The sequence below is a fragment of the Kribbella pratensis genome (genome assembly GCF_004365355.1).
GTDB lineage: Bacteria > Actinomycetota > Actinomycetes > Propionibacteriales > Kribbellaceae > Kribbella.
This window is the reverse complement of sequence record NZ_SODP01000003.1, coordinates 707,659-729,706: the sequence shown is the minus strand read 5'-3', so window position 1 is coordinate 729,706 and position 22,048 is coordinate 707,659. Positions and strand designations below refer to the sequence as shown.

Annotated in this window: 23 protein-coding genes and 1 tRNA gene; 13 read left to right on the top strand and 11 right to left on the bottom strand. The window is 68.2% G+C overall.

The window, feature by feature from the left end:
- The first annotated feature begins 4 nt into the window (after positions 1–4).
- A complete protein-coding gene (locus EV653_RS31355; RefSeq protein ID WP_134108173.1) occupies positions 5–757 on the top strand; it encodes a hypothetical protein in 753 nt (250 codons plus the stop codon).
- Here the strand turns inward: EV653_RS31355 and EV653_RS31350 are convergent.
- A complete protein-coding gene (locus EV653_RS31350) occupies positions 726–2,078 on the bottom strand; it encodes an FAD-binding oxidoreductase (protein WP_134108171.1) in 1,353 nt (450 codons plus the stop codon). The two genes, EV653_RS31355 and EV653_RS31350, sit on opposite strands and share 32 nt — an antisense overlap.
- Before the next feature lie 80 nt (positions 2,079–2,158).
- On the opposite strand from EV653_RS31350, the gene EV653_RS31345 reads away from it, so the two are divergent.
- Together EV653_RS31345 and EV653_RS31340 are read left to right on the top strand one after the other, a co-directional pair.
- The gene (locus EV653_RS31345; protein ID WP_134108169.1) at positions 2,159–3,382 is read left to right on the top strand and encodes a lactate racemase domain-containing protein; all 1,224 of its coding nucleotides are present in this window, start codon (positions 2,159–2,161) and stop codon (positions 3,380–3,382) included.
- 22 nt (positions 3,383–3,404) lie between these two features.
- Entirely contained in the window at positions 3,405–4,856 is a 1,452-nt protein-coding gene (locus EV653_RS31340) for a flavin-containing monooxygenase (RefSeq protein WP_134108167.1), read from the top strand.
- 249 nt (positions 4,857–5,105) lie between these two features.
- On the opposite strand, the gene EV653_RS31335 is transcribed toward EV653_RS31340, so the two are convergent.
- Complete coding sequence (locus EV653_RS31335) at positions 5,106–6,479, bottom strand: cystathionine beta-synthase (protein ID WP_134108165.1); 1,374 nt, start codon at positions 6,477–6,479, stop codon at positions 5,106–5,108.
- 78 nt (positions 6,480–6,557) lie between these two features.
- On the opposite strand from EV653_RS31335, the gene EV653_RS31330 reads away from it, so the two are divergent.
- Both EV653_RS31330 and EV653_RS31325 read left to right on the top strand, forming a co-directional pair.
- The gene (locus EV653_RS31330; protein WP_134108163.1) at positions 6,558–7,586 is read left to right on the top strand and encodes an SGNH/GDSL hydrolase family protein; all 1,029 of its coding nucleotides are present in this window, start codon (positions 6,558–6,560) and stop codon (positions 7,584–7,586) included.
- A 114-nt stretch (positions 7,587–7,700) separates the two neighbouring features.
- Positions 7,701–7,931 carry a DUF4287 domain-containing protein gene (locus tag EV653_RS31325; protein WP_134108161.1) on the top strand — a complete coding sequence of 77 codons (231 nt, stop codon included), beginning with the start codon at positions 7,701–7,703 and terminating at the stop codon, positions 7,929–7,931.
- A 68-nt stretch (positions 7,932–7,999) separates the two neighbouring features.
- Here the strand turns inward: EV653_RS31325 and EV653_RS31320 are convergent, their stop codons facing one another.
- The 4 genes from EV653_RS31320 to EV653_RS31305 all read right to left on the bottom strand — a co-directional run bounded on the left by EV653_RS31320 (position 8,000) and on the right by EV653_RS31305 (position 11,483).
- Positions 8,000–8,839 carry an LLM class F420-dependent oxidoreductase gene (locus tag EV653_RS31320; RefSeq protein ID WP_134108159.1) on the bottom strand — a complete coding sequence of 280 codons (840 nt, stop codon included), beginning with the start codon at positions 8,837–8,839 and terminating at the stop codon, positions 8,000–8,002.
- A gap of 20 nt (positions 8,840–8,859) precedes the next feature.
- A complete protein-coding gene (locus EV653_RS31315; protein ID WP_134108157.1) occupies positions 8,860–10,014 on the bottom strand; it encodes a VOC family protein in 1,155 nt (384 codons plus the stop codon).
- 109 nt (positions 10,015–10,123) lie between these two features.
- The gene (locus EV653_RS31310; RefSeq protein ID WP_134108155.1) at positions 10,124–10,948 is read right to left on the bottom strand and encodes a Bax inhibitor-1/YccA family protein; all 825 of its coding nucleotides are present in this window, start codon (positions 10,946–10,948) and stop codon (positions 10,124–10,126) included.
- Between the two features lie 148 nt (positions 10,949–11,096).
- On the bottom strand, positions 11,097–11,483 hold the full coding sequence (locus tag EV653_RS31305) for a winged helix-turn-helix transcriptional regulator (protein ID WP_134108153.1): 387 nt from the start codon (positions 11,481–11,483) through the stop codon (positions 11,097–11,099).
- Between the two features lie 66 nt (positions 11,484–11,549).
- Here EV653_RS31305 and EV653_RS31300 point away from each other — a divergent pair, with 66 nt between their 5' ends.
- Positions 11,550–12,461 carry an NADP-dependent oxidoreductase gene (locus EV653_RS31300; RefSeq protein ID WP_238160554.1) on the top strand — a complete coding sequence of 304 codons (912 nt, stop codon included), beginning with the start codon at positions 11,550–11,552 and terminating at the stop codon, positions 12,459–12,461.
- An 84-nt stretch (positions 12,462–12,545) separates the two neighbouring features.
- Here the strand turns inward: EV653_RS31300 and EV653_RS31295 are convergent, their stop codons facing one another.
- Positions 12,546–13,307, bottom strand: coding sequence for a DUF4118 domain-containing protein (locus tag EV653_RS31295; RefSeq protein WP_238160553.1), 762 nt, complete (start codon positions 13,305–13,307; stop codon positions 12,546–12,548).
- A 62-nt stretch (positions 13,308–13,369) separates the two neighbouring features.
- Between EV653_RS31295 and EV653_RS31290 the strand changes: the two genes are divergently transcribed.
- The 3 genes from EV653_RS31290 to EV653_RS31280 all read left to right on the top strand — a co-directional run bounded on the left by EV653_RS31290 (position 13,370) and on the right by EV653_RS31280 (position 15,839).
- Complete coding sequence (locus tag EV653_RS31290) at positions 13,370–13,870, top strand: DinB family protein (RefSeq protein ID WP_134108151.1); 501 nt, start codon at positions 13,370–13,372, stop codon at positions 13,868–13,870.
- A complete protein-coding gene (locus tag EV653_RS31285) occupies positions 13,867–14,349 on the top strand; it encodes a GNAT family N-acetyltransferase (protein ID WP_134108149.1) in 483 nt (160 codons plus the stop codon). Before EV653_RS31290 ends, EV653_RS31285 begins: the two co-directional genes overlap by 4 nt.
- A gap of 182 nt (positions 14,350–14,531) precedes the next feature.
- Positions 14,532–15,839 carry an NAD(P)/FAD-dependent oxidoreductase gene (locus tag EV653_RS31280; RefSeq protein ID WP_134108147.1) on the top strand — a complete coding sequence of 436 codons (1,308 nt, stop codon included), beginning with the start codon at positions 14,532–14,534 and terminating at the stop codon, positions 15,837–15,839.
- 43 nt (positions 15,840–15,882) lie between these two features.
- Here EV653_RS31280 and EV653_RS31275 read toward each other — a convergent pair whose 3' ends face one another.
- Together EV653_RS31275 and EV653_RS31270 are read right to left on the bottom strand one after the other, a co-directional pair.
- Positions 15,883–16,539, bottom strand: a complete 657-nt coding sequence (locus EV653_RS31275) for a response regulator (protein WP_134108145.1) — start codon at positions 16,537–16,539, stop codon at positions 15,883–15,885.
- On the bottom strand, positions 16,536–17,654 hold the full coding sequence (locus EV653_RS31270) for a sensor histidine kinase (RefSeq protein WP_134108143.1): 1,119 nt from the start codon (positions 17,652–17,654) through the stop codon (positions 16,536–16,538). Before EV653_RS31270 ends, EV653_RS31275 begins: the two co-directional genes overlap by 4 nt.
- A gap of 103 nt (positions 17,655–17,757) precedes the next feature.
- Here EV653_RS31270 and EV653_RS31265 point away from each other — a divergent pair, with 103 nt between their 5' ends.
- The 3 genes from EV653_RS31265 to EV653_RS31255 all read left to right on the top strand — a co-directional run bounded on the left by EV653_RS31265 (position 17,758) and on the right by EV653_RS31255 (position 18,953).
- Positions 17,758–18,264, top strand: coding sequence for a glycine cleavage system protein R (locus EV653_RS31265; protein ID WP_134108141.1), 507 nt, complete (start codon positions 17,758–17,760; stop codon positions 18,262–18,264).
- Entirely contained in the window at positions 18,261–18,803 is a 543-nt protein-coding gene (locus EV653_RS31260) for a peptide deformylase (RefSeq protein WP_134108140.1), read from the top strand. Before EV653_RS31265 ends, EV653_RS31260 begins: the two co-directional genes overlap by 4 nt.
- Before the next feature lie 67 nt (positions 18,804–18,870).
- A tRNA-Leu gene (locus EV653_RS31255) sits at positions 18,871–18,953 on the top strand.
- Between the two features lie 215 nt (positions 18,954–19,168).
- Here the strand turns inward: EV653_RS31255 and EV653_RS31250 are convergent.
- Positions 19,169–19,621 carry a hypothetical protein gene (locus EV653_RS31250; protein WP_134108138.1) on the bottom strand — a complete coding sequence of 151 codons (453 nt, stop codon included), beginning with the start codon at positions 19,619–19,621 and terminating at the stop codon, positions 19,169–19,171.
- A gap of 826 nt (positions 19,622–20,447) precedes the next feature.
- Here EV653_RS31250 and EV653_RS31245 point away from each other — a divergent pair.
- Positions 20,448–21,221: an LLM class F420-dependent oxidoreductase gene (locus EV653_RS31245; RefSeq protein WP_238160552.1), complete on the top strand. Its 774-nt coding sequence runs from the start codon at positions 20,448–20,450 to the stop codon at positions 21,219–21,221.
- A 25-nt stretch (positions 21,222–21,246) separates the two neighbouring features.
- Here the strand turns inward: EV653_RS31245 and EV653_RS31240 are convergent, their stop codons facing one another.
- A complete protein-coding gene (locus EV653_RS31240; RefSeq protein WP_134108134.1) occupies positions 21,247–21,993 on the bottom strand; it encodes a hypothetical protein in 747 nt (248 codons plus the stop codon).
- Positions 21,994–22,048: the final 55 nt, after the last annotated feature.

Sequence of the window (22,048 nt, the reverse complement as noted above, 5' to 3'; positions counted from 1 at the left end):
GCCCGTGGAATGGGTGAGGCGGCGGGCTGGGTGGGTGCTGGGGTTAGGGCTGGTCGGCGGCCTGGTGTGGACGGCAGTCGTCACTTTGTCGCAGCCGGGCTGGTACGACCCGACCAGGGATTGCTCGCGCAAGCTCGGCCCCGACTCGACCGGCGTCCACACCTCGTGGTTCCCGCCGACCGCGAGCTGCCTGTACGGCGACGAGTCCCGCGCCTACATGTCGACCTCGCGAACCCTCGTCCTCTCGATCATCGCCGTACCGCTCGTGATCATCATCGTGACCGGCCTGATCCTGACCGTACGGCGCCTCACCGGCGACCCGGGCCCGATCCGCCCGGCCGGTGACCTCGACCTCCGCAAGCGGTGGATCAAGCACCTCACTTTCGGGGCAGCGGACCTGGCCATCGTCTTCGCGCCGCTGACCTTCCTCAACGCGGTCGCGATCGTGTTCGGCGCCATCCCCGGCGGCATCCTGTTCATCGTCACGTCACTCGTCGCCCTCAGCGCGATCTGCACCGCCCTCGACCGACACCTGGGCCCGCTCCCGAGCAGTGCGCTGGACAGTCGCCGGCGCGGCACGATCGCCGGTATCACGACGTACGCCGTCGTCTTCGCCGCCACCGCGATCACCGGCGGGCTCCCGTTCCTCCGGCTCTGGTCGGTTCCGCTCGGCGGGATCACGTACGCCGTGATCGTCGCCGTCCAATGGCATCGCTTGCGGGGCGCTAACGCCAACCAGGTTCAATATTCTGGTTGAGGTGGAACACGTTGTCGGGGTCGTACTCGCACTTCACCCGGGCCAACCGGTCGTAGTTCGCCGCCCCGAATCCGGCGATGACACGATCCTGTCCCTCGTATCCGATGAAGTTCAGGTACACCTGCCCGGTTGACCACGGCTCCAGGTCCGCGCACACGTCCCGCACCCACCGGATCGCCTGTGCGTCGGCACACGGATCCGCCCACGCCCCGAACGGGTGCGCCACCCACTCCGCGTCCCGGTACGCCTGCGGCCAGTCCCCGGCAGAGCGTCGTACGGCGCCACCCCACGGCAGGACGACCTGCTGCGACGGTGACGGCGTGATCATCTCCCGGGCCCGATCACAGAACGCGAGTACGGCGGGATCCGGGAAGGCCCACAGGTGCTCCGCGGACCAGTAGTTCCGGAACCCGGCCGGACTGTCCAGGGCGGTCTGCAGGTCGGCGTACGGTAGTCCCGCGATGAACTGGCCCTCCGGCGCCAACGCGTACATCGGTGCGAACGCCTCGCGTGCCTCCTCCACCCCACCGGCGTACACCGCGACTGCGAGCACAGCGGGCTGGCCCTGCAGACCCTCCGGCACATACGGAGCCCGAGGTGCGGTCAGGAACACCACTCCGCCGCCAAGCTCCTCCGGCGCAACCTGCAGGAGATCGCGGTACGCACGCAGTACCGAAGGCCCGGCCGCCATCGGCCAGATCAGCAACGCCAGGGTCGTCGTCACCACCTGCGTGAGCCGGAACGTCAGCGCGGTCGCCACCCCGAAGTTTCCGCCACCACCGTGCAGCGCCCAGAACAGCTCGGTGTTCTTGGTCTCGTCCGCGATCAGCAACCGCCCGTCCGCGGTGACGAGCTCGACCGAGACCAACGCGTCCGACGACAACCCGAGCTTTCGTTCAAGCCACCCTGAGCCGCCGCCGAGCGTCACACCCGCGACTCCGGCCGACGGCACGCGCGCACCGGTCGCCAGCAGGCAGTACCGCTGGCCGGCGCGGTCCAGATCCCGCCAGGTCGCGCCGCCGCCGACCCGCGCGAGCCGCGAGAACGGATCGATCTGCACGCTGTTCATCCGCCGCAGATCCAGGACCAGACCGCCGTCCGACACGCCGGCCCCGGTCACCGCGTGACCGCCGGCACGGACGGCCAGTTCGAGCTCGTTCTCGACGCCGTACCGCACCGCCGCCTGGACGTCCGCGACCGACTCGCACCGCGCGATCATCGCCGGCTTCCGGTCGACCATCGCGTTGAACACCGTGCGGGCCGCGTCGTACTCCGTGTCCCCGGCCTGCAACAGAACGCCACCGAACCCCGTTGGTCTCATCGCAGATCCCCCACTCCCCCCAGCGAGAATGCGCCGGGACCTTTGCCCCGGTCAACATCCTGGATGGGTAGGGTCGGAGCGTGACCAATGCGGCGGTGATCGGTGGTGCGGGCCAGGTCCTGACCGAGGACGAGGTGACGGCGTTCGTCGGCGCGGCGCTGGCCGGAGCGGGGCTTGAGGGGCGCAGCGTCTGCGTGATCGTCCCGGACGCGACCCGCAGTTGCCCGTTGCCGCTGCTGCTCAAGGCGGTCACGGGGGCCTTGAAGGACAGCCAGGTCACGATCTTGGTTGCCCTGGGCACCCATGCGGAGATGACCCCGGAGCAGCTGCGCAGGCACCTCGGCGGTGACTACCCGAACGTGATCAACCACGAATGGTGGAAGCCGGACACCTTTGTCGATCTCGGCACGATCAGCTCCGAGCGGGTCGGGGAGATCTCCGACGAGATGCTCCGCGACGAGGTGCCAGTCCGGCTGAACCGGGCCGTCGTCGAGCACGACGTCGCGCTGGTGGTCGGTCCGGTGTTCCCGCACGAGGTGGTCGGCTTCTCCGGCGGCAACAAGTACTTCTTCCCGGGCGTCGCCGGCCAGGAAGTGATCGACTTCTCGCACTGGCTCGGCGCCCTGATCACCAGCGCGCACATCATCGGTACGCCGGGCATCACGCCCGTCCGCGCCCTGATCAACGAGGCCGCGGCGCTGATCCCGGCCGAGAAGCTCGCGTTGTCGGTGGTCGCGCAGTCGGGCACGGACGCCCTGCACGCCGTCGCCTTCGGCGACACCCAGTCCTCCTGGCAGGCTGCCGCCGAAATCTCCGCGCAGACCCACGTCCGCTACCTCGACCATCCGGTCCAGCGGATCGTGTCGGTGATGCCACCGAAGTACGCCGATATCTGGACCGCGGCCAAGGGTTTCTACAAGGTCGAGCCGATCGTCGCGGACGGCGGCGAGGTCATCCTCTACGCGCCGCACGTGACCAAGCTGGCGGCGATGCACCCGGAGATCGAGCAGATCGGGTACCACTGCCGCGACTACTTCCTCGGCCAGTGGGACCACTTCCGCGACCTGCACTGGGGCGTCCTCGCCCACTCCACCCACCTCCGCGGCGCGGGCACCTGGGACCCGGTCAGCGGCGAGCACCTCCGCGTCCAGGTCACGCTCGCGACAGGCATCCCGGAGGACGTCGTACTCGCGGCCAACCTCGGTTACCTGGACCCCGCCGAGTTCGATCTCGCGGCGTACGAGGCCGACCCGGACACGTTCGTCGTACCGAATGCCGGAGAGACCCTCTACCGGCTTCGGTGACCCGCCGGTAACCTCAGGCGGTATGGCTGAGGTCGTCATCATCGGGTCCGGGTTCGCCGGGCTGTGCATGGGAATCAAGCTGCAGCAGGCCGGGTGTGAGGACTTCGTCATCCTCGAGAAGGCGGACGACCTCGGCGGCACCTGGCGGGACAACACGTATCCGGGCTGCGCCTGCGACATCCCGTCGTACCTGTACTCGTTCTCGTTCGAGCAGAACCCGCGCTGGACGCGGATGTTCGCGCCTTGGGACGAGATCCTCGCCTACCTGCGGCACTGCGCGGACAAGTACGGGATCGCCGGCAAGATCCGGTACGGCGCGGAGGTCACCGAAGCCGTCTTCGACGAGGCGACCGGCCACTGGACCGTCACGGTGAACGGCGACGAGACCATCGAGACCCAGGCGCTGGTCACCGGTGTCGGCAGCCTGCACGAGCCGAAGCTGCCGGACATCCCCGGCCTCGACTCCTTCGGGGGTACGACGTTCCACTCCGCGCAATGGGATCACTCGGCGGACCTGCGCGGGCGCAACGTCGCGGTGATCGGGACCGGCGCATCGGCGATCCAGTTCGTACCGCAGCTCGCCGGCGAAGTCGCACAACTGGACCTGTACCAGCGGACGCCGCCGTGGGTCACACCGAAGCCGGACCGTGCCATCGGCCGCTGGGAACGCAAGCTGCACGAGCGCTTCCCGGCCGGGCAGCGAACGATCCGCAACGCCATCTACTGGGGTCTCGAAGGCCGCGGCGCCGGGTTCGCGGGCAACCCGAAGTTGATGAAAGGCCTTGAAATACAGGCGAAACGGCACCTGCGCAAGCAGATCACCGATCCCGAGCTACGCGCCAAGCTGACGCCGGACTACCAGATCGGCTGCAAACGCGTGCTGATCTCGAACGACTACTACCCGGCGCTGACCCGGCCGAACGTAGACGTCGTCACCACGCCGATCGCGCGGATCACCCCGACCGGCGTGGTCACCGCCGACGGGACCGAGCGGGCCTGCGACGCGATCGTGCACGGCACCGGGTTCGCGGTGTCGGCCAACCTGACCCGGATGCCGATCCTCGGCAAGGACGGCGTCGATCTCGCCGACCACTGGAAGCGCAACGGTATCGGCGCGCACCTCGGCATCACGGTCGCCGGGTACCCGAACCTGTTCCTGCTGGTCGGTCCGAACACGCTCCTCGGCCACTCCTCGATGATCTTCATGATCGAGGCTCAGGTCCGGTACGTCATGCAGGCGCTGCACCTTCTGCGCCGGCGCAACGCGACGTACGTCGAGGTCCGCGAGGACGCCCAGGAACAGTTCGTCACCGGGGTTCAGGGCGAGCTCGGCGACACCGTCTGGAACGCCGGTTGCACCAGCTGGTACCTGGACGCGTCCGGGCGGAACTCGACCATCTGGCCGGAGTGGACGATGTCGTACTGGCGTCGCACCCGGCGACTCGATCCGAGCGACTTCGCCGTCGTCCATTAGGGACAGCGTCCCTTAAGGGCGGCGTCCCTTAGGTGATGGCCCGGACTCCTCAAGTAGGAGTCCGGGGGTCACGACGTACGACCTTGGGATGAAGGAAAGACCGATCCGGAGGCCGATGTTTCCGGCGTCGTGCTGAAGGACTCTTGAGACATGGAAATCCTTCAGATCGCAGGAGCGGCGGTGATCGTGATCGGCATCGTGATCACGGCACTGATCGCCATCATCCCGTCAGTCGTCGACCGTTAACTCCTAGTCGGCGGACAGATGGACCAGTAGGTCCTGCCGGGTCAGCACGCCCACCGGCTTGCCGTCGTCCAGAACCATCAGGGCGTCCCGATCCTCCAGCAGCTCGACCGCCTTGGTCACCGGCTCGCCGGCGCCCAGGGACGGCAGCGCCGGATCCATGTGCACCTCGACCATGTCGGCCAGCCGCGCCTTGCCGGAGTACAGCGCGTCCATCAGCGTCCGCTCCGACACCGCGCCGGCCACCTCGGCCGCCATCACCGGCGGCTCGGCGCGGACGACGGGCATCTGCGAGACGCCGTACTCGCGGAGGATGGCGACCGCCTCGGCGATCGTCTCGTGCGGGTGGGTGTGTACGAGCGGCGGCAGGCTGCCGTCCTTGCCGGCCAGCACGTCGCCCAGCGTCTTGCCCTGGCGGGCGTGCGCGAGGAAGCCGTACTGCGCCAGCCAGTCGTCGTTGAACACCTTCGTCAGGTAGCCGCGGCCGCCGTCGGGCAGCAGGACGACGATGACGGCCTCGGGGTCGTCGAGCTCGTGCGCCAGCCGGATCGCGGCCGCGGCCGCCATCCCCGCGGAGCCGCCGACCAGCATGGCCTCTTCGCGAGCGAGCCGCCGGGTCAGCGCGAACGAGTCCGCGTCCGAGACCTCGATGACGCGGTCGCAGATCTCACGGTCGTACGTCTCCGGCCAGAAGTCCTCGCCGACGCCCTCGACCAGGTAGGGCCGGCCGGTGCCGCCGGAGTACACCGAGCCCTCCGGGTCGGCGCCGATGATCTGGACGCGGCCGCCGGAGACCTCCTTGAGGTACCTGCCGGTGCCGGTGATCGTGCCGCCGGTGCCGACCCCCGCGACGAAGTGGGTGATCTTGCCCTCGGTCTGCTCCCACAGTTCGGGACCGGTGGTCTCGTAGTGCGAGCGCGGGTTGTTCTGGTTCGCGTACTGGTTCGGCTTCCAGGCACCCTCGATCTCGCGGACGAGACGGTCGGAGACGTTGTAGTACGAATCGGGGTGCTCGGGCGCGACCGCGGTCGGGCAGACCACGACCTCGGCGCCGTACGCCTTGAGCACATTGCGCTTGTCCTCGCTGACCTTGTCCGGGCAGACGAAGACGCACTTGTAGCCCTTCTGCTGGGCAACCATCGCCAGGCCCACGCCGGTGTTGCCGGAGGTCGGCTCGACGATCGTGCCACCGGGCTTCAGCTCGCCGGACGCCTCCGCGGCCTCGATCATCCGGACCGCGATCCGGTCCTTCACCGAGCCGCCGGGGTTGAAGTATTCGACCTTCGCGAGCACGAGCGGCTTCGCGCCGTCTGTTGTCTTCGACAACCGCACCAGCGGAGTGTTGCCGACCAGGTCCAGGAGTGATTCTGCGTAGCGCACGATCTTTACTCTAGTGATATCGACGCCGTTGCCCTATTTTCACTTGCATCGACGTAACTGCGTGTAATCCTTGTCCTTATGAGTAGAGCCAGGGCAGCCAAGAAGCTGGCCCAGGCCGCAGCCTTCGGAGGCGGGGGACTCGGACTCATCGGTGCCACGTTCTACGGCGTACTGACCGCTGAGGCCGAGTACGCGAAGCGCGTGATCGGACCGACGAGGTACTACCCCACTCCGGGCGACGGCCTGTACGGCCGGTATCCAGGACATCCGATCACGTTCGCGATGATCGGCGACTCGAGCGCGGCAGGTTACGGTACCGAGTCGCCCGACGAGACTCCTGGGGTGCTGCTCGCCTCCGGTCTGGCCGAGCTCGCCAAACGCCCGGTGCGGCTGGTCGACGTGTCGAAGACCGGCGCGAAGTCCAGCGATCTGGCCGGCCAGGTCGACGCCGCGCTGCAGGCCGGGCCGCATATCGCGGTCATCCTGATCGGCGTCAACGACGTCAAGGCCAAGATGCCGCCGTCGACCTCGGTCCGGCTGCTGTCCACCGCCGTACGCCGGCTGCGCGCCGCGAACTGTGAGGTGGTGGTGGGGACCTGCCCCGACCTGGGTGTGGTCCGGACGATCATGCCGCCGCTGCGACAGGTCGCCCGGTCCTGGAGCCACCGGCTGGCCGCCGCTCAGACCATCGCAGTGGTCGAGGCAGGCGGCCGGTCCGTGTCACTGGGCTCGCTGCTCGGCGAGGTGTTCCGGACCAACCCGTCGATGTGGGGCCGCGACAACTTCCACCCGTCCGCCACCGGGTACGCCGCCGCGTCGGCCGCGTTGCTGCCGTCGGTGGCGGCTGCGATGGGAGTCGGACCCGAGTCGTTCGTCCACCCGGAGCCGTTCCGCGGAGAGGCGATCCTCCCGATCGCGGAAGCCGCCGTACAGGCCGTGCGGAAGGCGGGCACCGAGGTGGCTGCCACCGAGGTCGCCGGCCGGGAACGCGGTCCGCGCGGTCGCTGGGCGGCGCTGCGGCATCGCCGCCGGCACCCGAAGGCCGACGTCGACCGAGTGGACGAGCAAGCAGACGAACAAGCCGAGACAGTGCCTGTCGGCCAATAGTTGTTGGGTTGTGCGTCCGCTGAGCGACACCTTTCATGTCGAGAGTCTTGCCTCCGGGCGGCCGAGTGGTGCACAGTCGATAACTACGCGGTACCCCGATGACGGGAGGCGAAGATGGGCTTGAACCACTCCGAGGAGACACACCAGCGTTTGGTGGAGGCCGTGCCCAGGTGCACCGGACGCCAGATGACCGAGTGGTTCCAGCTGATGAACGACGGACCGTCGTTCCTGCGCTTCGACGACAGAGTGCGATGGCTCTCCAGCGAGTACGAACTCGCGCACGGGCACGCGACCGCCATCGTCCACGAGTTCGACCTGGTCAAAGCGCACCGGCGAATGGGCTGAGCCGCAAAGGAGACAACGAGAAGACCTGCCCTTTCAGGTGGAGGGGCAGGTCTTTCACGTTTCCGGGGTCAGCGGAGTGCTTCGAGGGTCTTCGCCAGCGGCTCGAGAACGGCCGGGGTGTGCGGCGGCGGCAGGTACACGATGGCCAGGTCCAGTCCGACCGCACCGAGGGCCTCAGCTTGCGCGGCCACCTTGCCGTAGTCGCCGTCAGGCCCCAGCCGGACGTGTGACGACAGCGTGATCTCGCTCGGATCGCGGCCGACGTCCGCGCAGTGTGCGTAGAGCACGTCACGCTTGCGAGCGAACTCCTCCGGCGTACCACCGACGAAGTTCCAGTGCTGGGCATACTTCGCCGTCGTCCGCAGGGTCCGCTTCTCGCCGCTGCCACCGATACAGATCGGCGGATGCGGCTTCTGCACACCCTTCGGCTCGCAACGGGCGTCGGCCAGCTGGTAGTGCTCACCCTGGAACGTCGTGGTCTCCTGCGTCAGCAGGCCGACGAGCACCTCGCAGGCCTCCTCGAACCGGTCGCTGCGCTCCTTCAGCGAGCCGAGCCGCATGCCGTACGCACCCGACTCCTCTTCGTTCCAGCCTGCGCCGATGCCGATCTCCAGGCGGCCGCCGGACACGATGTCGAGGGTGGCGGCCATGTTCGCGAGCAGCGCGGGGTGCCGGTAGTGGATCCCGCTGACCAGCGTGCCGATCCGGAGCCGCTTGGTCGCCTGCGCGAGCGCGGTCAGCGTCACCCACCCTTCCAGGCACGGGCCACTGGAGTCGGAGAAGATCGGATAGAAGTGATCGAAGGTCCAGCCGGACTCGAACAGTTCGATCTCGTCGGCGGCCTGCCAGACGGCGAGCATGTCGGCCCATTCGGTGTTCTGGGGCGAGGTCTTGATCGCGAATCGCATGATCCCGATCGTATGCCTGCCTAATGAACCGTGAGGATGTCGATCTCGTTGCCCTCCGGGTCGCTGAGGAGACAGTGCTGGTCGCTCCGGTCCAGGACTCGCCCGCCGGCGGACAGAGCTGTGTCGATCCGGGCCTGCGCCTGGTCCTGCGGTACGACGAGCTCGAAGTGGATGCGATTGCGCTGCTTCGTCCGCTCGTCGTTCGCATCCAGCTGCTGGAAGAACAGGACCGGGTTCAGCCGGCGAGGATCGTAGATGTCGGACACCTGCTCCCGCGGATCCGGCTGATAACCGAGCAGTGTGCGCCAGAGCGTGCTGAGTACGTCGGCGTCGACCGCATCGATGCCGAACTGGACGAAGCGCAGTGGCTGCGGGTCCGGTGCGAGTCCCAGCTCGTGTGCGGCGTCCTGGATGCGCCGGGCCAGCTCGACGAAGGCCGCGCCGCCGTTCGGCGCGTCGTCCTCCCACTGGTCCTTGCTGCCGTCGATCATCACGCCTGCTGGTCGCAGATCGATCTGCAGCGGAGTGTTTGCGTCGTCGGCCAGCTTCGCGACGGCGGAGACCAGCCGGCTCGCCTGCGTTGACGATGTCGTCGGGTAGAAGACCATCGCGGCGAAGTTGGCCCACCAGTCGGTGGCCTCCGGCGACAGCTGGTCGCCGGGGACGACATCGGCCTCGTTGCCCTCGGGATCCGCGAGCGCGACGCCCCACGCGCCGTACGGCTCCTGCCCGCTCGCGGCCCGGACCGCGTCCACCGCATCGGAGGGCCGTACGACGTCGACGTGGATGCGGTTGCGGAGTGGCCGGGAGTCGGTGAGCTGGTGGACGGAGACTGTTGGATCGCGGCGGAGCGGATCCTGGAGGCCGTCGGACGTGTCCGCGTAGCCGAGCGCCGTACGCCAGAAGGTTGTCACAGCGACCGGGTCGGATGCCTCGAAGGCCAGGCGGACCTCCTGCAGCACGCTCGGATCCGCGGTCAGGCCCAGGTCGTGCGCTGCTTTCGAGATCTCGCCGGCGGACTCTTCATCGCGAGTGCGCAGTCGTAGACCGTTCGCGCGGAGGTCGACGTCGACGCCGGTAGCTGCGAGACGCTCGACCAGTGCCGCGCCGGCGGCGTGCGAGGAAGCGTCGTACCAAGTGGTCAGGGTTCCTTCGACGAGCCGCCATTCGGTCATGGACCCACAGTAGAACCGGAACCGGACGGACCGCGTCCGGAATGCCAGAAGGGCCGGTCCACCTGAACCGGCCCTTCTCAAGACAGTACGGCTGTCGCGCCGCTGCGGTTCAGTCGCCGCCGCGGAGGATCGCGAGGATGCGCAGGATGTTCCAGTACAGCCAGACCAAGGTGACGGTCAGGCCGAACGCGGCGCGCCAGGCCTCGTTCTGCGGGGCGCCGTGGCGGACGCCCTGCTCGATCATGTCGAAGTCGAGGATCAGGTTGAAGACCGCGAGACCCGCGCCGATCGCGGCGAAGATCAGGCCCATCGCGCCGAAGCCGCCGATCCCGGTCTGCACACCGAACAGGCTCAGCAGCAGGTTGATGACCACCACGCCGGCGAAGCCCATCGTGCCGATGATCACCATTCTGGTGAACTTCGGCGTCACCTTGATCGCGAAGTACTTGTACGTCGCCAGCGTCAGGCCGGCCGTCACCAACGTGGCCAGCACGGCCTGGACGATGATGCCGGGGTCACCGACCCAGTTGGCGATGAACTTCGAGCCGATGCCGAGGAACACGCCCTCGGCCGCGGCGTACACCATCACCAGCGCCGGGTTCACCCTGCGGGCGAACGACAGCACCAGCCCGATCGCGAGCGCCGCCAGCATGCCGGCGAAGAACACCGGAGTGACGATGGTGTCCGGGATCGTGTTCCAGGCGATCGCCGCGACCACGGTGACGACACCGAGGGTGGCGGCGGTGCGGACGATCACGTCGTCCATCGTCATGGGGCGGCTCGCGGCCGGAGCACCTCGGTACTGCGGCGGCATACCCGAGCCGCCGTAGCCTTGGGGCCCGGGCTGACCGTACGGAGCGGCGCCCGGATAGGCCTGGCCGTGGCCAGGCGCAAATGCACTCGACCGGTTCAGGACCGGGTTACTGCTCTGCATCATTTCCTCCTGATGACCCACTTCCGGGGCCGTATCGAGATACTACGGCCCCATCCTGAACAACATCTGAGAATCGTCGGGCTGTTCCGCAACCGAAATCCCTTGCAGACAAAGCGGTTGCGCAATCCAATCGCTTCGTTATCGATTCCTATTCCCGGCCGTCGTAATCGGCACGGGAGGCGTGGATCTGGTGGGCGTGCTCGACCGACCATTCGGCGATCGCGGTCGTCAATTGACCGGCTTCGACGCCCAGTGGGGTAAGGGCGTACTCGACCCGGACCGGGACCGCCGGATAGAGGGTCCGGGTGACCAGCCCGTCCCGCTCCAGGGTGCGCAGGGTCTGGGTCAGCATCTTCTGGGTGACACCGTCGAGGAGCCGGCGGAGCTCGTTGAAGCGTAGCGGGCGGTCGAAGCGACGCAGCGCGCCGAGGACGTAGAGGGCCCACTTGTTCGCCAGTACGTCGATCACTGTCCGCGAGGGGCACTCGCGCCCATACGTCTTGACCCAGTCGTCGAAAGCCGTCCTGGTATCCATGAGGTACCTACATACCAAACAAGTGCCTTCTTCACAACAGATACCGCTGGAGTCGAGGATGTGAGCATGACGATGAGGGCCATCACCCAGTACACGTACGGCGCTGCCGACGTCCTCGAACCCGCCCGGCTGGATCGCCCCGAACCAGGCCCTGGCGAGGTCCTGGTCCGGGTCCGTGCGGCCGGGGTGAACCCGAGCGACTGGAAGGTCCGCTCCGGCCTGCTCCCCCGCTTCGGCCCACCGCCGTTCGTCCTCGGCCTCGACTTCGCCGGCACCCGCGAAGACACCGGCGAGGAGGTGTACGGCGTCGTGTACCCGCCCCGCGGCGCGTACGCCGAGTTCACCGCCGCGAGCCTGAATCGCCTTGCCCGCAAGCCGTCCACGACCGATTGGGTCCACTCGGCAGCCCTTCCCACCGCCGGGCTCACGGCGTACCAGCCCCTGGCCGGGATCGCGAACGTCGGTCCGGGCGACCGTGTTCTGATCCACGCCGCGGCCGGCGGCGTCGGCCACCTCGCTGTACAGATCGCCAAGTCCCGCGGGGCGTACGTGATCGGGACGGCACGGGCGGCGAAGCACGCCTTCGTTCGTGCTCTCGGCGCCGACGAACTGATCGACTACACCACGACCGACTTCACCACGGCGGTCGGTGACGTGGACGTCGTACTGGATCCGATCGGGGCCGAGTACGCCGTACGGTCGCTCGAGGTACTGCGGCCGGACGGCATTCTGCTCGATGTCCGCGGGACCGGGCCGGACCGCGATGAGGTCCGGGCCGAGGCGGCCGCCCGCGGTATCCGGTACCACGAGTTCCGGATGGCGCCGACGACCGAGGACCTGCAGGCCCTCGCGGCCTTGGTGGACGCCGGGGCGTTGCGCGTCTCGGTCGAGCAGGTGTTCCCGCTGGAGCATGCAGCCAAGGCCCACGAACTGAGTGAGACCGGCCGTGCGGCCGGGAAACTGGTACTCACGGTCTGACGGCGTCGCGCCTGTATGGGCAGGCACGACGCCGGACCGGCGGCCACCCAGGACGTGATGCTCCCGCAGGCCGGAATTCGGGGGTCAGACGTGGGGATGAATGGCTTCCTGGCTGGAGAGGGCGGCGCCGACCTGGTCGGCCAGGGCTACGGCCACCAGGCGCTGTTCGAGGTCGGGGCGGGCGATGCGGCTGGCGGCGGTGAGGAGGAAGCGGCCGCGGGTCTCGCCGGCGTGCTGGACGGTCAGCTCGATCTCGGCGTTGGTCGGCAGGCCGTCGCGTTCGACCTTCAGGACGTGGGATCCGCGCGTGACCGAGCCGTCGGCGTTCAGCCGCGGCGCCGTGGTCTGCTTGCTGCCGGCAACGAACTTGGCGCCGTCGATCCCCAGCAGCGCGGTCAGTTCGGCGCGGACCTGGTCGATCAGGTCGTCGGTGGACCCGCCGGCGGCCACCGCCTGCGAGGCGGTGATCACGCCGTCGAGGTAGCCACGCCGCCGGGACGCGTTGGCTTGTTGCCTCCGGCCCCAGATCGCGATCTGGGTGACCGCGATCCCGATCACCAGCAGCAGCACGGCCTGCTCGACGTCGTTGCTGCTGTCGATCGTGAAGCTGTTGTACGGAACGGTCAGGAAGAAGTCGAACCACACCGCGCTCGACACAGCGGCGAGCACTCCGGCCAGCCGGATGCCGAACACCGCGACGGCGACGATCACGACGACCAGCAGCAAGGCCGCGTTCGCGTTGTCGAAATGCTCGCGGAACGGGGTCAGCAACGCACAAACCGCCGGGGGCGCGAGCAGCGAGGCCGTCAGGACCGGCGTGCGGTAACTCTCCACACCCCTATTCACGCGCACTTCACCTGTCCCGAGCAACCCTTCTCGCGGAACTCTGTCGCGCCTACCGTTGGCGGATGCCCGAGATCACTCGCACCCGCCCACCTGAGGACGCCGACGAACGCAGTACGCTCACCGGCCTGCTCGACTTCCTCCGCGCGACGGTCGAACTCAAGCTCAGCGGCCTGACCGAGGGACAAGCGTTCGCCCGGCCCGTCGACCCGTCCGTGCTGACGCCGGCCGGCATCGTCAAACACCTCACCGCGGTCGAGCGTTTCTGGTTCTCCATCGACTTCGCCGGCCTGGACCTCGAGTGGCCGTGGTCCGAGGACGACCCGCACGGCTGCTTCCCGATCGCACCCGACGACACCGTCGAGGGCATCCTGACGGCATACCGGACCGAATGCGCCCGCTCCCGCGAGATCACCGCCGCCGCGTCCTTCGACGACAAAGCCCGCTCGGACGGTATGTCGTTCAACCTCCGGTACGCCGTGGCCCACATCATCGAGGAAACCGCCCGCCACCTCGGCCAGCTCGATCTCCTCCGCGAAGCAACCGACGGCGAGGTAGGCGAGTGACGCCCCCGCCGCACCGCATCCGACCAGCGGTCCCAGACGACGTCGCGTTCCTCGCCGACGTGAGCCTCACCGCAACCCGCGCTCAGGGCCGGTTGCCCGCGGACTTCGACGAGGCCGACTGGCGCGGCGGCTTCGAGGAGTGGAGCCTCGAGTCGATCGACGACCCGACAACCGACCTCAACGTCATCGAGCTCGAAGGCCGACGCGTCGGCCGCCTGCGCATCACCCGTACGCCGGAATCCGTCGAGCTGAACGGCATCCAGCTCTACCCCAACGCCCAGAACCACGGCATCGGCACAGCCATCATCACCGAGCTGCAGTCCGAGGCGGCAACCCGCGGCGTACCGCTCGAACTGCACGTCGAACGCGACAACCTCGACGCCCGCCGCCTCTACGACCGCCTCGGCTTCACCAAGACCGGCGAGGACGGCGCCGAGGATGTTATGCGATGGGACCGAGGGGGGCTTGCGGTTCTGTGACGGTGGGGTTGGGCACTGGCCGGGCGGTGGTCCCGGGGCGACCATGAGGGGATGAGAGGTCCCTCGGGTGGGGGATGTTCGGTGGGTGAGATCACTCGCGGGAGGGTTTGTGAAATGTTTCACGAGCGCTTAGCGTTGAAGTGAACATGAAGTCGGAGAACCACTCAGGAGGAGTGAACCGCATGACAGCCCAGGTACCGCACATCCTCGTCGTCGGAGGCGGTTACGTCGGGATGTACACCGCGTACGGCCTGCGTCGCGCCGCCCGCAAGGGCCGGATCCGCGTGACGGTGGTCGACCCGCGCTCGGTGATGACCTACCAGCCGTTCCTGCCCGAGGCCGCGGCCGGCTCGGTGGAGCCGCGGCACGTCGTCGTGCCGCTGCGCAAGACCCTCAAGGGCTGCCGGGTGGTGACCGGCCGCGTGACCGGTATCGACCACGCGCACAAGGTCGCCAAGGTGATGCCCGAGGAGGGCCCGGAGTACGAGCTCGCCTACGACCAGATCGTCGTCGCGCTCGGCTCGATCGCCCGGACCCTGCCGATCCCCGGCCTGGCCGACGAGGCCACCGGGTTCAAGAACGTCGAGGAAGCGATCGCGCTGCGCAACAAGGTCCTCGACCGGCTCGACGTCGCGTCGTCGCAGCCCGACCCGGTGCTGCGCAAGTCCGCGCTGACGTTCGTCTTCATCGGCGGCGGGTACGCCGGTGTGGAGGCGTTCGCGGAACTCGAGGACATGGCCCGCTACGCCACCCGCTACTACGACAACATCGAGCCCGAGGACATGCGCTGGGTCCTGGTCGAGGCCACCGGGCGGATCCTGCCCGAGGTCGGTGAGGAACTCGGCCGGTACACCGTGGACCAGCTCCGCAAGCGCAACATGGACATCAAGCTGGAGACCCGGCTGGAGTCCTGCGAGAAGGGCCACGTGATCCTCAGCGACGGGGAGGAGTTCGACGCGGACACGATCGTCTGGACCGCCGGCGTGAAGGCGAACCCGGCGCTGGCCGCGACCGACTTCCCGCTGGACGAGAAGGGCCGGATCAAGACGCTGGCGAACCTGCGGATCGAGGGCGTCGACGACGCCTGGACCGCCGGCGACAACGCCGCCGTACCGGACCTGACCAGCGACACCGGCGCGTACTGCGCCCCGAACGCGCAGCACGCCGTCCGCCAGGCGCACCAGCTCGCCGCGAACATCCTCCGGGTGATCGACGGCCAGCCGCCGCAGGACTACCGGCACAAGTACGTCGGCTCGGTCGCGAGCCTCGGCCTGCACAAGGGCGTCGCCCAGCTGTACGGCGTGAAGGTGAAGGGCTGGCTGGCCTGGTTCCTGCACCGGACGTACCACGTGTCCCGCGTCCCCACCCTGAACCGGAAGGCCCGCGTCATCCTCGACTGGACGCTGGCGCTGTTCTTCCGCCGCGAGGTCACCAGCCTTGGCAGCCTGCAGACCCCGAATGAGGAGTTCCGCAGGGCGACGCAGTCGTAACCACCTGATCGGCCGGCCCTCGACTCGCCGGGGGCCGGCCTTCTCAGTGCAGCAGGTCCGCGTCGTGGACCAGCAGCGCGATCTGGACGCGGTTGTTCAGGTCGAGCTTGGTGAGGATGCGGGAGACGTGCGTCTTCACCGTCGGGACGCTGAGGTAGAGCGTCGCGCTGATCTCGGCGTTCGACTTCCCCTCCCCCACGGCGACGGCGATCTCGCGTTCGCGGTCGTTCAGGCCGGCGAGCCGGGCGACGGCCTTGACCTTGCGACTGTCCTGGCCCGAGTCGGCGACGCGGGTGATGAGGCGTTTGGTGACGGCCGGCGAGAGCACGGGCTGGCCGGCCGCGACCCGGCGTACCGACTCGACGATCTCGCCGGGTGGGGTGTCCTTCAGGACGAACCCGGCCGCGCCGGCGCGGAGCGCCCGGAGTACGTGCTCGTCGGCGTCGAAGGTGGTCAGGATCACGACCTCGGGCGCGCCCGGACGTCGTCGTACCGTCTCGGTCGCGGTCAGGCCGTCGGTGCCGGGCATCCGGATGTCCATCAGGATCACGTCCGGAGCGAGCCGATCGATCAGCCCTTGGACGCCGGACCCGTCGCCGGCCTCACCGACCACGCGGATGTCCTGCGCACCACCCAGCATCAACTTCAGCCCGGCCCGCAACAACGGATCGTCGTCGACGATCAGCACCCGAATGGTCACGATGGCCACGGTAGCCAGGCGTAGAGGCGGAAATCGCCTTCGGGGGTCCGGCCGTGTTCGATCCGGCCTTCGACCAGGGCGGCGCGTTCGGTGAGTCCCTTCAAACCTTGGCCGTCTCCTCGTCTGCGGTCGGGCGCGGGATTGCGCAGCTCGACCGACAATCCGTTGCCGGGGGCACCGGTCACGCTGATCGTCACCGGTTCGCCCGGCGCGTGCTTGACCGCGTTCGTGAGGCCTTCCTGCACGATGCGGTACGCCGTACGCCCGACGTGCTCGGGCATCGCGCCCGGCGCGTCAAGGGTCAGGTCGACGGGGATGCCCGCCTCGCGGGAGCCGTCGACGAGGGCCGGCAGATCGGAGAACGCCGGCTGCGGGAGCTCGCCGACGGGAGCCCGCAGTACGCCGATCACCTCGCGCAGATCCTGCAGCGCCTGGTGCGCGCTGGCCCGGATGATCTCGGCGGCACCGGCGACCTCGTCCGCGGACGCGTCGGGGCGGTACGCGAGCGCACCGGCGTGCACGCTGAGCAGGGACAGCCGATGCCCGAGTACGTCGTGCATCTCGCGGGCGATCTCCTCGCGGGCGCGGAGCTGGCCCTGCTCGGCCTCGAGCCTCGCGACGGTCTCGGCGCGATCGGCGCGGTCCCGGAGCGTCTGCAGGAGCTGGCGGCGCGATCGGACGTAGAGGCCCCAGCCGGCCACGGCGGCGTACAAAGCGACCGCGGCGATCACGATGGCCACCGGGTCGTCCGGCTTGTCCCGGATCTTGATGTAGGCGGCCAGGCTGATCGCGTTCACCCCGAAGATCAGCACGGTCGTCCGCAGCGGGCGATGGATCGCCACGGTGAGGATCAGGATCAGGGCGGCCGTCCCGGCCGTGTCCGAGAACGTCGACACGGCGGCGCCGATGATCGCGAGCTGGACCGGCCAGCGCCGGCGGAACCAGAGCGTGACGCACAGCGCCATCCCGACCCAGAAGTCGATCGCGAGCAGACCCGGGCTGATCGGGTCCTTGCTGCCCGCCTCATACAGCAGGAGCCCCGTCGACACCGCCACCACGAAGACGAGACTGTCCACGATCCAGTCGCGTCTACTCCGGCGGAAGAGCTCCTTCATGGTCCGAATGTAGCGGTGCGTAAGCGTTTTCCGGGGTCGTTGGGTTGTCCGGATACCGAAGTCGCTTCCTTGCGGTACTTAGGTCAACGGTAGGTTGCCGGGCATGAGTCAGCTCGCTGTCACCGTCATCGGCCCGGACCGCCCGGGCATCATCGCGGACGTCACCGGGGCCCTGGTCGGCACCGGGGTCAACCTCGAGGACTCCACGATGACGCTGCTGCGCGGCCATTTCGCGATGATGATCGTCTGCGCGGGACCGATCGACGAGGTGGAGGCGGCGCTGGAGCCGCTGCAGGGCGAGCTGGTCATCACGGTGCGGGCGATGGGGCCCGAGCACGAGCACGCGCCGATCGGCGCGCCGTACATGCTGAGTGTGCACGGCGCCGACCGGCCCGGGATCGTGGCCGCGGTGACGCGGATGATCGCGGCGGCCGGCGGGACGATCACGGATCTCGCGACACGGCTGAGCGGCGGGCTGTACGTGTTGACCGCGGAGGTCGAACTGCCGCCGTCCGCGGAGCTGGAGATGCTGGACCGGGCGCTCGAGATCACCGCCGAGGAGCTCGGGGTCGGCGTCACCCTGCGCCCGGCGGAGAGCGACGACCTGTGATCTCCTCCTGGTCGCCCAAGCTGCTTGATGTCGAGGGCCAGGTCCTGGACGTCGTCCGGGCGCCCCATCCTGTGCTGGCCGCTGAAGGCGCCTCCGTGGACCCGCTCGACCCGTTCGTGATCCAGTTGGCGGCCGACCTGGTGGCGACGATGCGGGTCTCCCCCGGGTGCGTCGGGCTGGCCGCACCGCAGGTCGGGGTCGCGGCGCAGATGTTCTCGCTGGATGTGAGCGATCACCCGAAGACTCGTACTTGTCATGGGGTGTTCGTCCTCTGCAACGCCGTCGTCCTCGAGGCTTCTCGCAACGAGAAGGCGCGTGAGGGGTGCATGTCCGTCCCCGACTTCACCGGTGACGTCAAAAGGGCGACCCGGCTGACCGTGCGCGGCGTACTCCCTGGGACCACTGACCCGGTGACCATCACCACCGACGCCTTCGAAGCTCGAGCCCTCCAGCACGAGATCGACCACTGCAACGGCAAACTCTTCCTCGACCGGGTCGCCGGCGCCCACGCCGTCTACCCCCGGAAGAACTACCAGTAACCGGGCCTGCCTCCTCGTCCCACGCCGTAGCGAGCAGGTGCTCGGCCCCTAGTACTCTCGTCCCGACGCCCGGGTGGCGGAACGGCAGACGCAGCGAGCTTAAACCTCGCGGCCCTAACAGGCATACGGGTTCGAATCCCGTCCCGGGCACTGACCTCTGACCTGCAGGTATCACGAACTGTGACCTAAGCCGCGACTTAGCTACAGCCGCGACAGTTGCACTGCTAGTTGCAACCACCCACCGACGAACCCGGCCGCGCCAGCCAAAGAGCAGGTCCGTGACAAGACCTTACAGGCCGACCACAGTGAGATGGATGCTGACTGACCCCACACACTTCGCGTCAACAAAATGGCACGAAGTGACATCAGCGGACGGGGTCGCCGGGAAGCAGGGCTCGCCACCAGGGAGTGGCGAGCCATCGGTCGTAGCGGGCCGACTGCTCGTCGACGGTGGCGGTCTTGGCGGGTGGGGCGTAGTCGAAGAGGAAAGCCTTGTGCCGGAACCCGAGCAGGGTCCGCCGGCTCAGAAGGTCCACGATGTCGCCGTCCGACCATCGGCCACCGCGCATGTTGGCATCGAGTTTCGCCCCCGCGCAACACAACTTGTAGCCGACCGGCTCGAGTTGACGTCGCAGCTCGAGGAACGCGGTCCACAGCCCCTGGCCGGATCCGGTCCAGGTCCTGCCGTCCGGCGTTGTCAGGACCAGCGTCCAGTGGGAGTCGGTGGTGGAGGTCTTGTCGACGGAGCACTGCTGTTCCTTGCCGTCGAGCCAGACCGTGAGCGGCGCCACCTGGTGATAGTCGATTCGGCCGTTCATCGTCCTGCGAACCCCGGATTCTCGATCGTGGGGCCTTGCCATCCCCACTTACCGGTGAATCTAGCGGACTTGATGAACTCGGGTGCGATCCCGGCCTCGAAACTGATCTCCGGCGCGGACCGCAGCACCGGCTTGCTCAACGGAAGGTGCTTGTTCGCCCGGATTCCGTTCCCCGGATCGGCGATCTCGCAGACCCACCGCTCGCCGCCTCGTTTGCCAGACCCACTCACAGGTCCGGTGGGGCCACCAGCCCAGACCCTGGCCCGAGCCATAGCCAGCAGTGGGAGGCAAGGTGTCGGCAGGCCAGCGGATCGTCCAGCCAAGTGGGAGAGATCTGAAAGCCGAACAGGCGCAACAACGGCCCTCAACGAGGCCCAACTAGCGCCAACCAGGGGAGCGGCAATCCCTTGCGCTACAGGGCATACGAGGCTCACGGCGACGAGCGCGACAGTGACCCTCGCCCATGGCATGGAAGTAGTCAGGTGTCTATGTTCATAGTTGCATCGGTAGTTGCAGTTCACCTTGATCCGCCAACGTTCGCAGAGGTGCAGCATCCAGACGGCGAGCGCAACGCGGACCGTCGCGAACCACCCCGGACAGGAGCTGATCAAACTTAAACCTCGCAGCCGAAAGGCATACGGGTTCGAATCCCGTCCCGGGCACCGCACGCGGTGGTGGCGAGCACTCCCCCATGGGCTTCCGTCTCGGCCCCCGAACCGTCTCGTGAAGGCTCGCCGGTCCCGTCGCGGGCACAGTTCGCGTGCGGAGTGGACCTGTTGTCGCCTAGGGTCGGGTGTTTGTTTCAGGCGAGATGGGGGCGGATTTCGTGAGAGCGGTCCGGATCGGTGTGCAGTTGGCGCCGCAGCGTGCCGATTACGTGGATATCCGTCGCGCGGCTGCTGAGGTTGAAGAGCTCCGGGCGGACGCCTTGTTCACCTGGGATCACTTCTTCCCGCTCGGGAAGGATGCTGAGGGCAAGCACTTCGAGGGGTGGACGGCGCTTGCCGCGCTGGCTGAGCAGACTTCGCGCGTCGAGCTCGGGGGGCTGGTCAGTTGCAACAGTTATCGCAACCCCGACCTACTGGCCGACATGGCGCGGACCGTCGACCACATCAGCGACGGGCGGGTGATCCTCGGTGTCGGAGCCGGGTTCAAGGAGCGTGAGTTCCTCGAGTACGGATATGAGTTCCCGTCGGCCGGGCGCCGCGTCGCCGACCTGGCCGAATCCCTGCCCAGGATCAAGAAGCGCCTGGCTGCGCTGAACCCGCCGCCGGTCGGCCGGATGCCGATCCTGATCGCGGGCGGCGGCGAACAGAAGATGCTCCGGATCGTCGCCGAGCACGCCGACATCTGGAACACCTTCGCCGAGGGCGACGACCTGGTCCGCAAGCTGGGCCTGCTGCGGAAGTACTGCGCCGAGATCGGCCGCGATCCGTCGACCATCGAGTACTCCGTCCACGTCGGAGGCGATCCCCGCGAGTCCGGTCCAGCGTTGCGCGAACTCGGCGTCAGTCTGTTCACGACCTCGACCGGCGGCCCCGACTACGACCTCGACACGGCTCGCCAGTGGATCGCCTGGCGAGACGAGCAGAACGCTTGACAACGGCCCTCGGTGGTACTGCGGGTCAGCGGGCGATGTCGGCCTGGTAGCAGGTTAGGTGCCAGGTGGCTTGGGTTGGGGGTGTGCCTGGGGGGCGGGTGCAGTGGCCGGAGGCGAAGGTGACCGTGTGGGTGCCGGCCAGGTAGCACCAGGCGTCGTAGTCCTCGTCGGTGCCGTAGGCGTAGGACAGGTAGTGCTTGACGGGTTGGCTTCCCAGGAAGGGTGTTTGGAGGCGGTGTTGGGCTTCCAGAGGGAGATTGCCCAGGAAGCCGCGCATGTCTTGGGTGAGGTTCAGTTGTGGGGGTGGGGCAGAGGGCCCGGGTGTGGTGCCGGCTCGGCCTGGGACGAGGTTGCGTAGGGCACCTCGTGGTTTGGTCGGTTGTTGCTGTACGACGGCGTGCTTGAGGCTTGACGGGACGAACGGGTCGAGGCGCACGCTCTGGGTGCGTTGGCCCTGCGCATTAACGCGTGGAGTCGTCACGGCCAGACCGTTCGGGCCGAGAACGACGGCGTACGGGCGATCGCGTTCCCGTTTGTGGCGGTCGGCCCACCAGTCGATCCTCGGCCCCACCTTGCGCTCGACGTACGCCTTGACGTCGTCGTGGAGCTCGTCCCAGAAGTGGAACCGGTCCGGGGACGGGACGAAGTTCATATCCGCTGCCTCATGGGCTCCGGGCAGCTGCGGCGTGGCGGTCGAACGCTCCAGACCGCCCGCCTCGCGACGCGTGGCGGGACGTCCGCGGGACTGCTCGGGCAGATTCCCACCGGTCATGTGAACACCCGCTTCGGAGACATGCCGGGAGCTTCCACCACCTTCGCCATCCGGG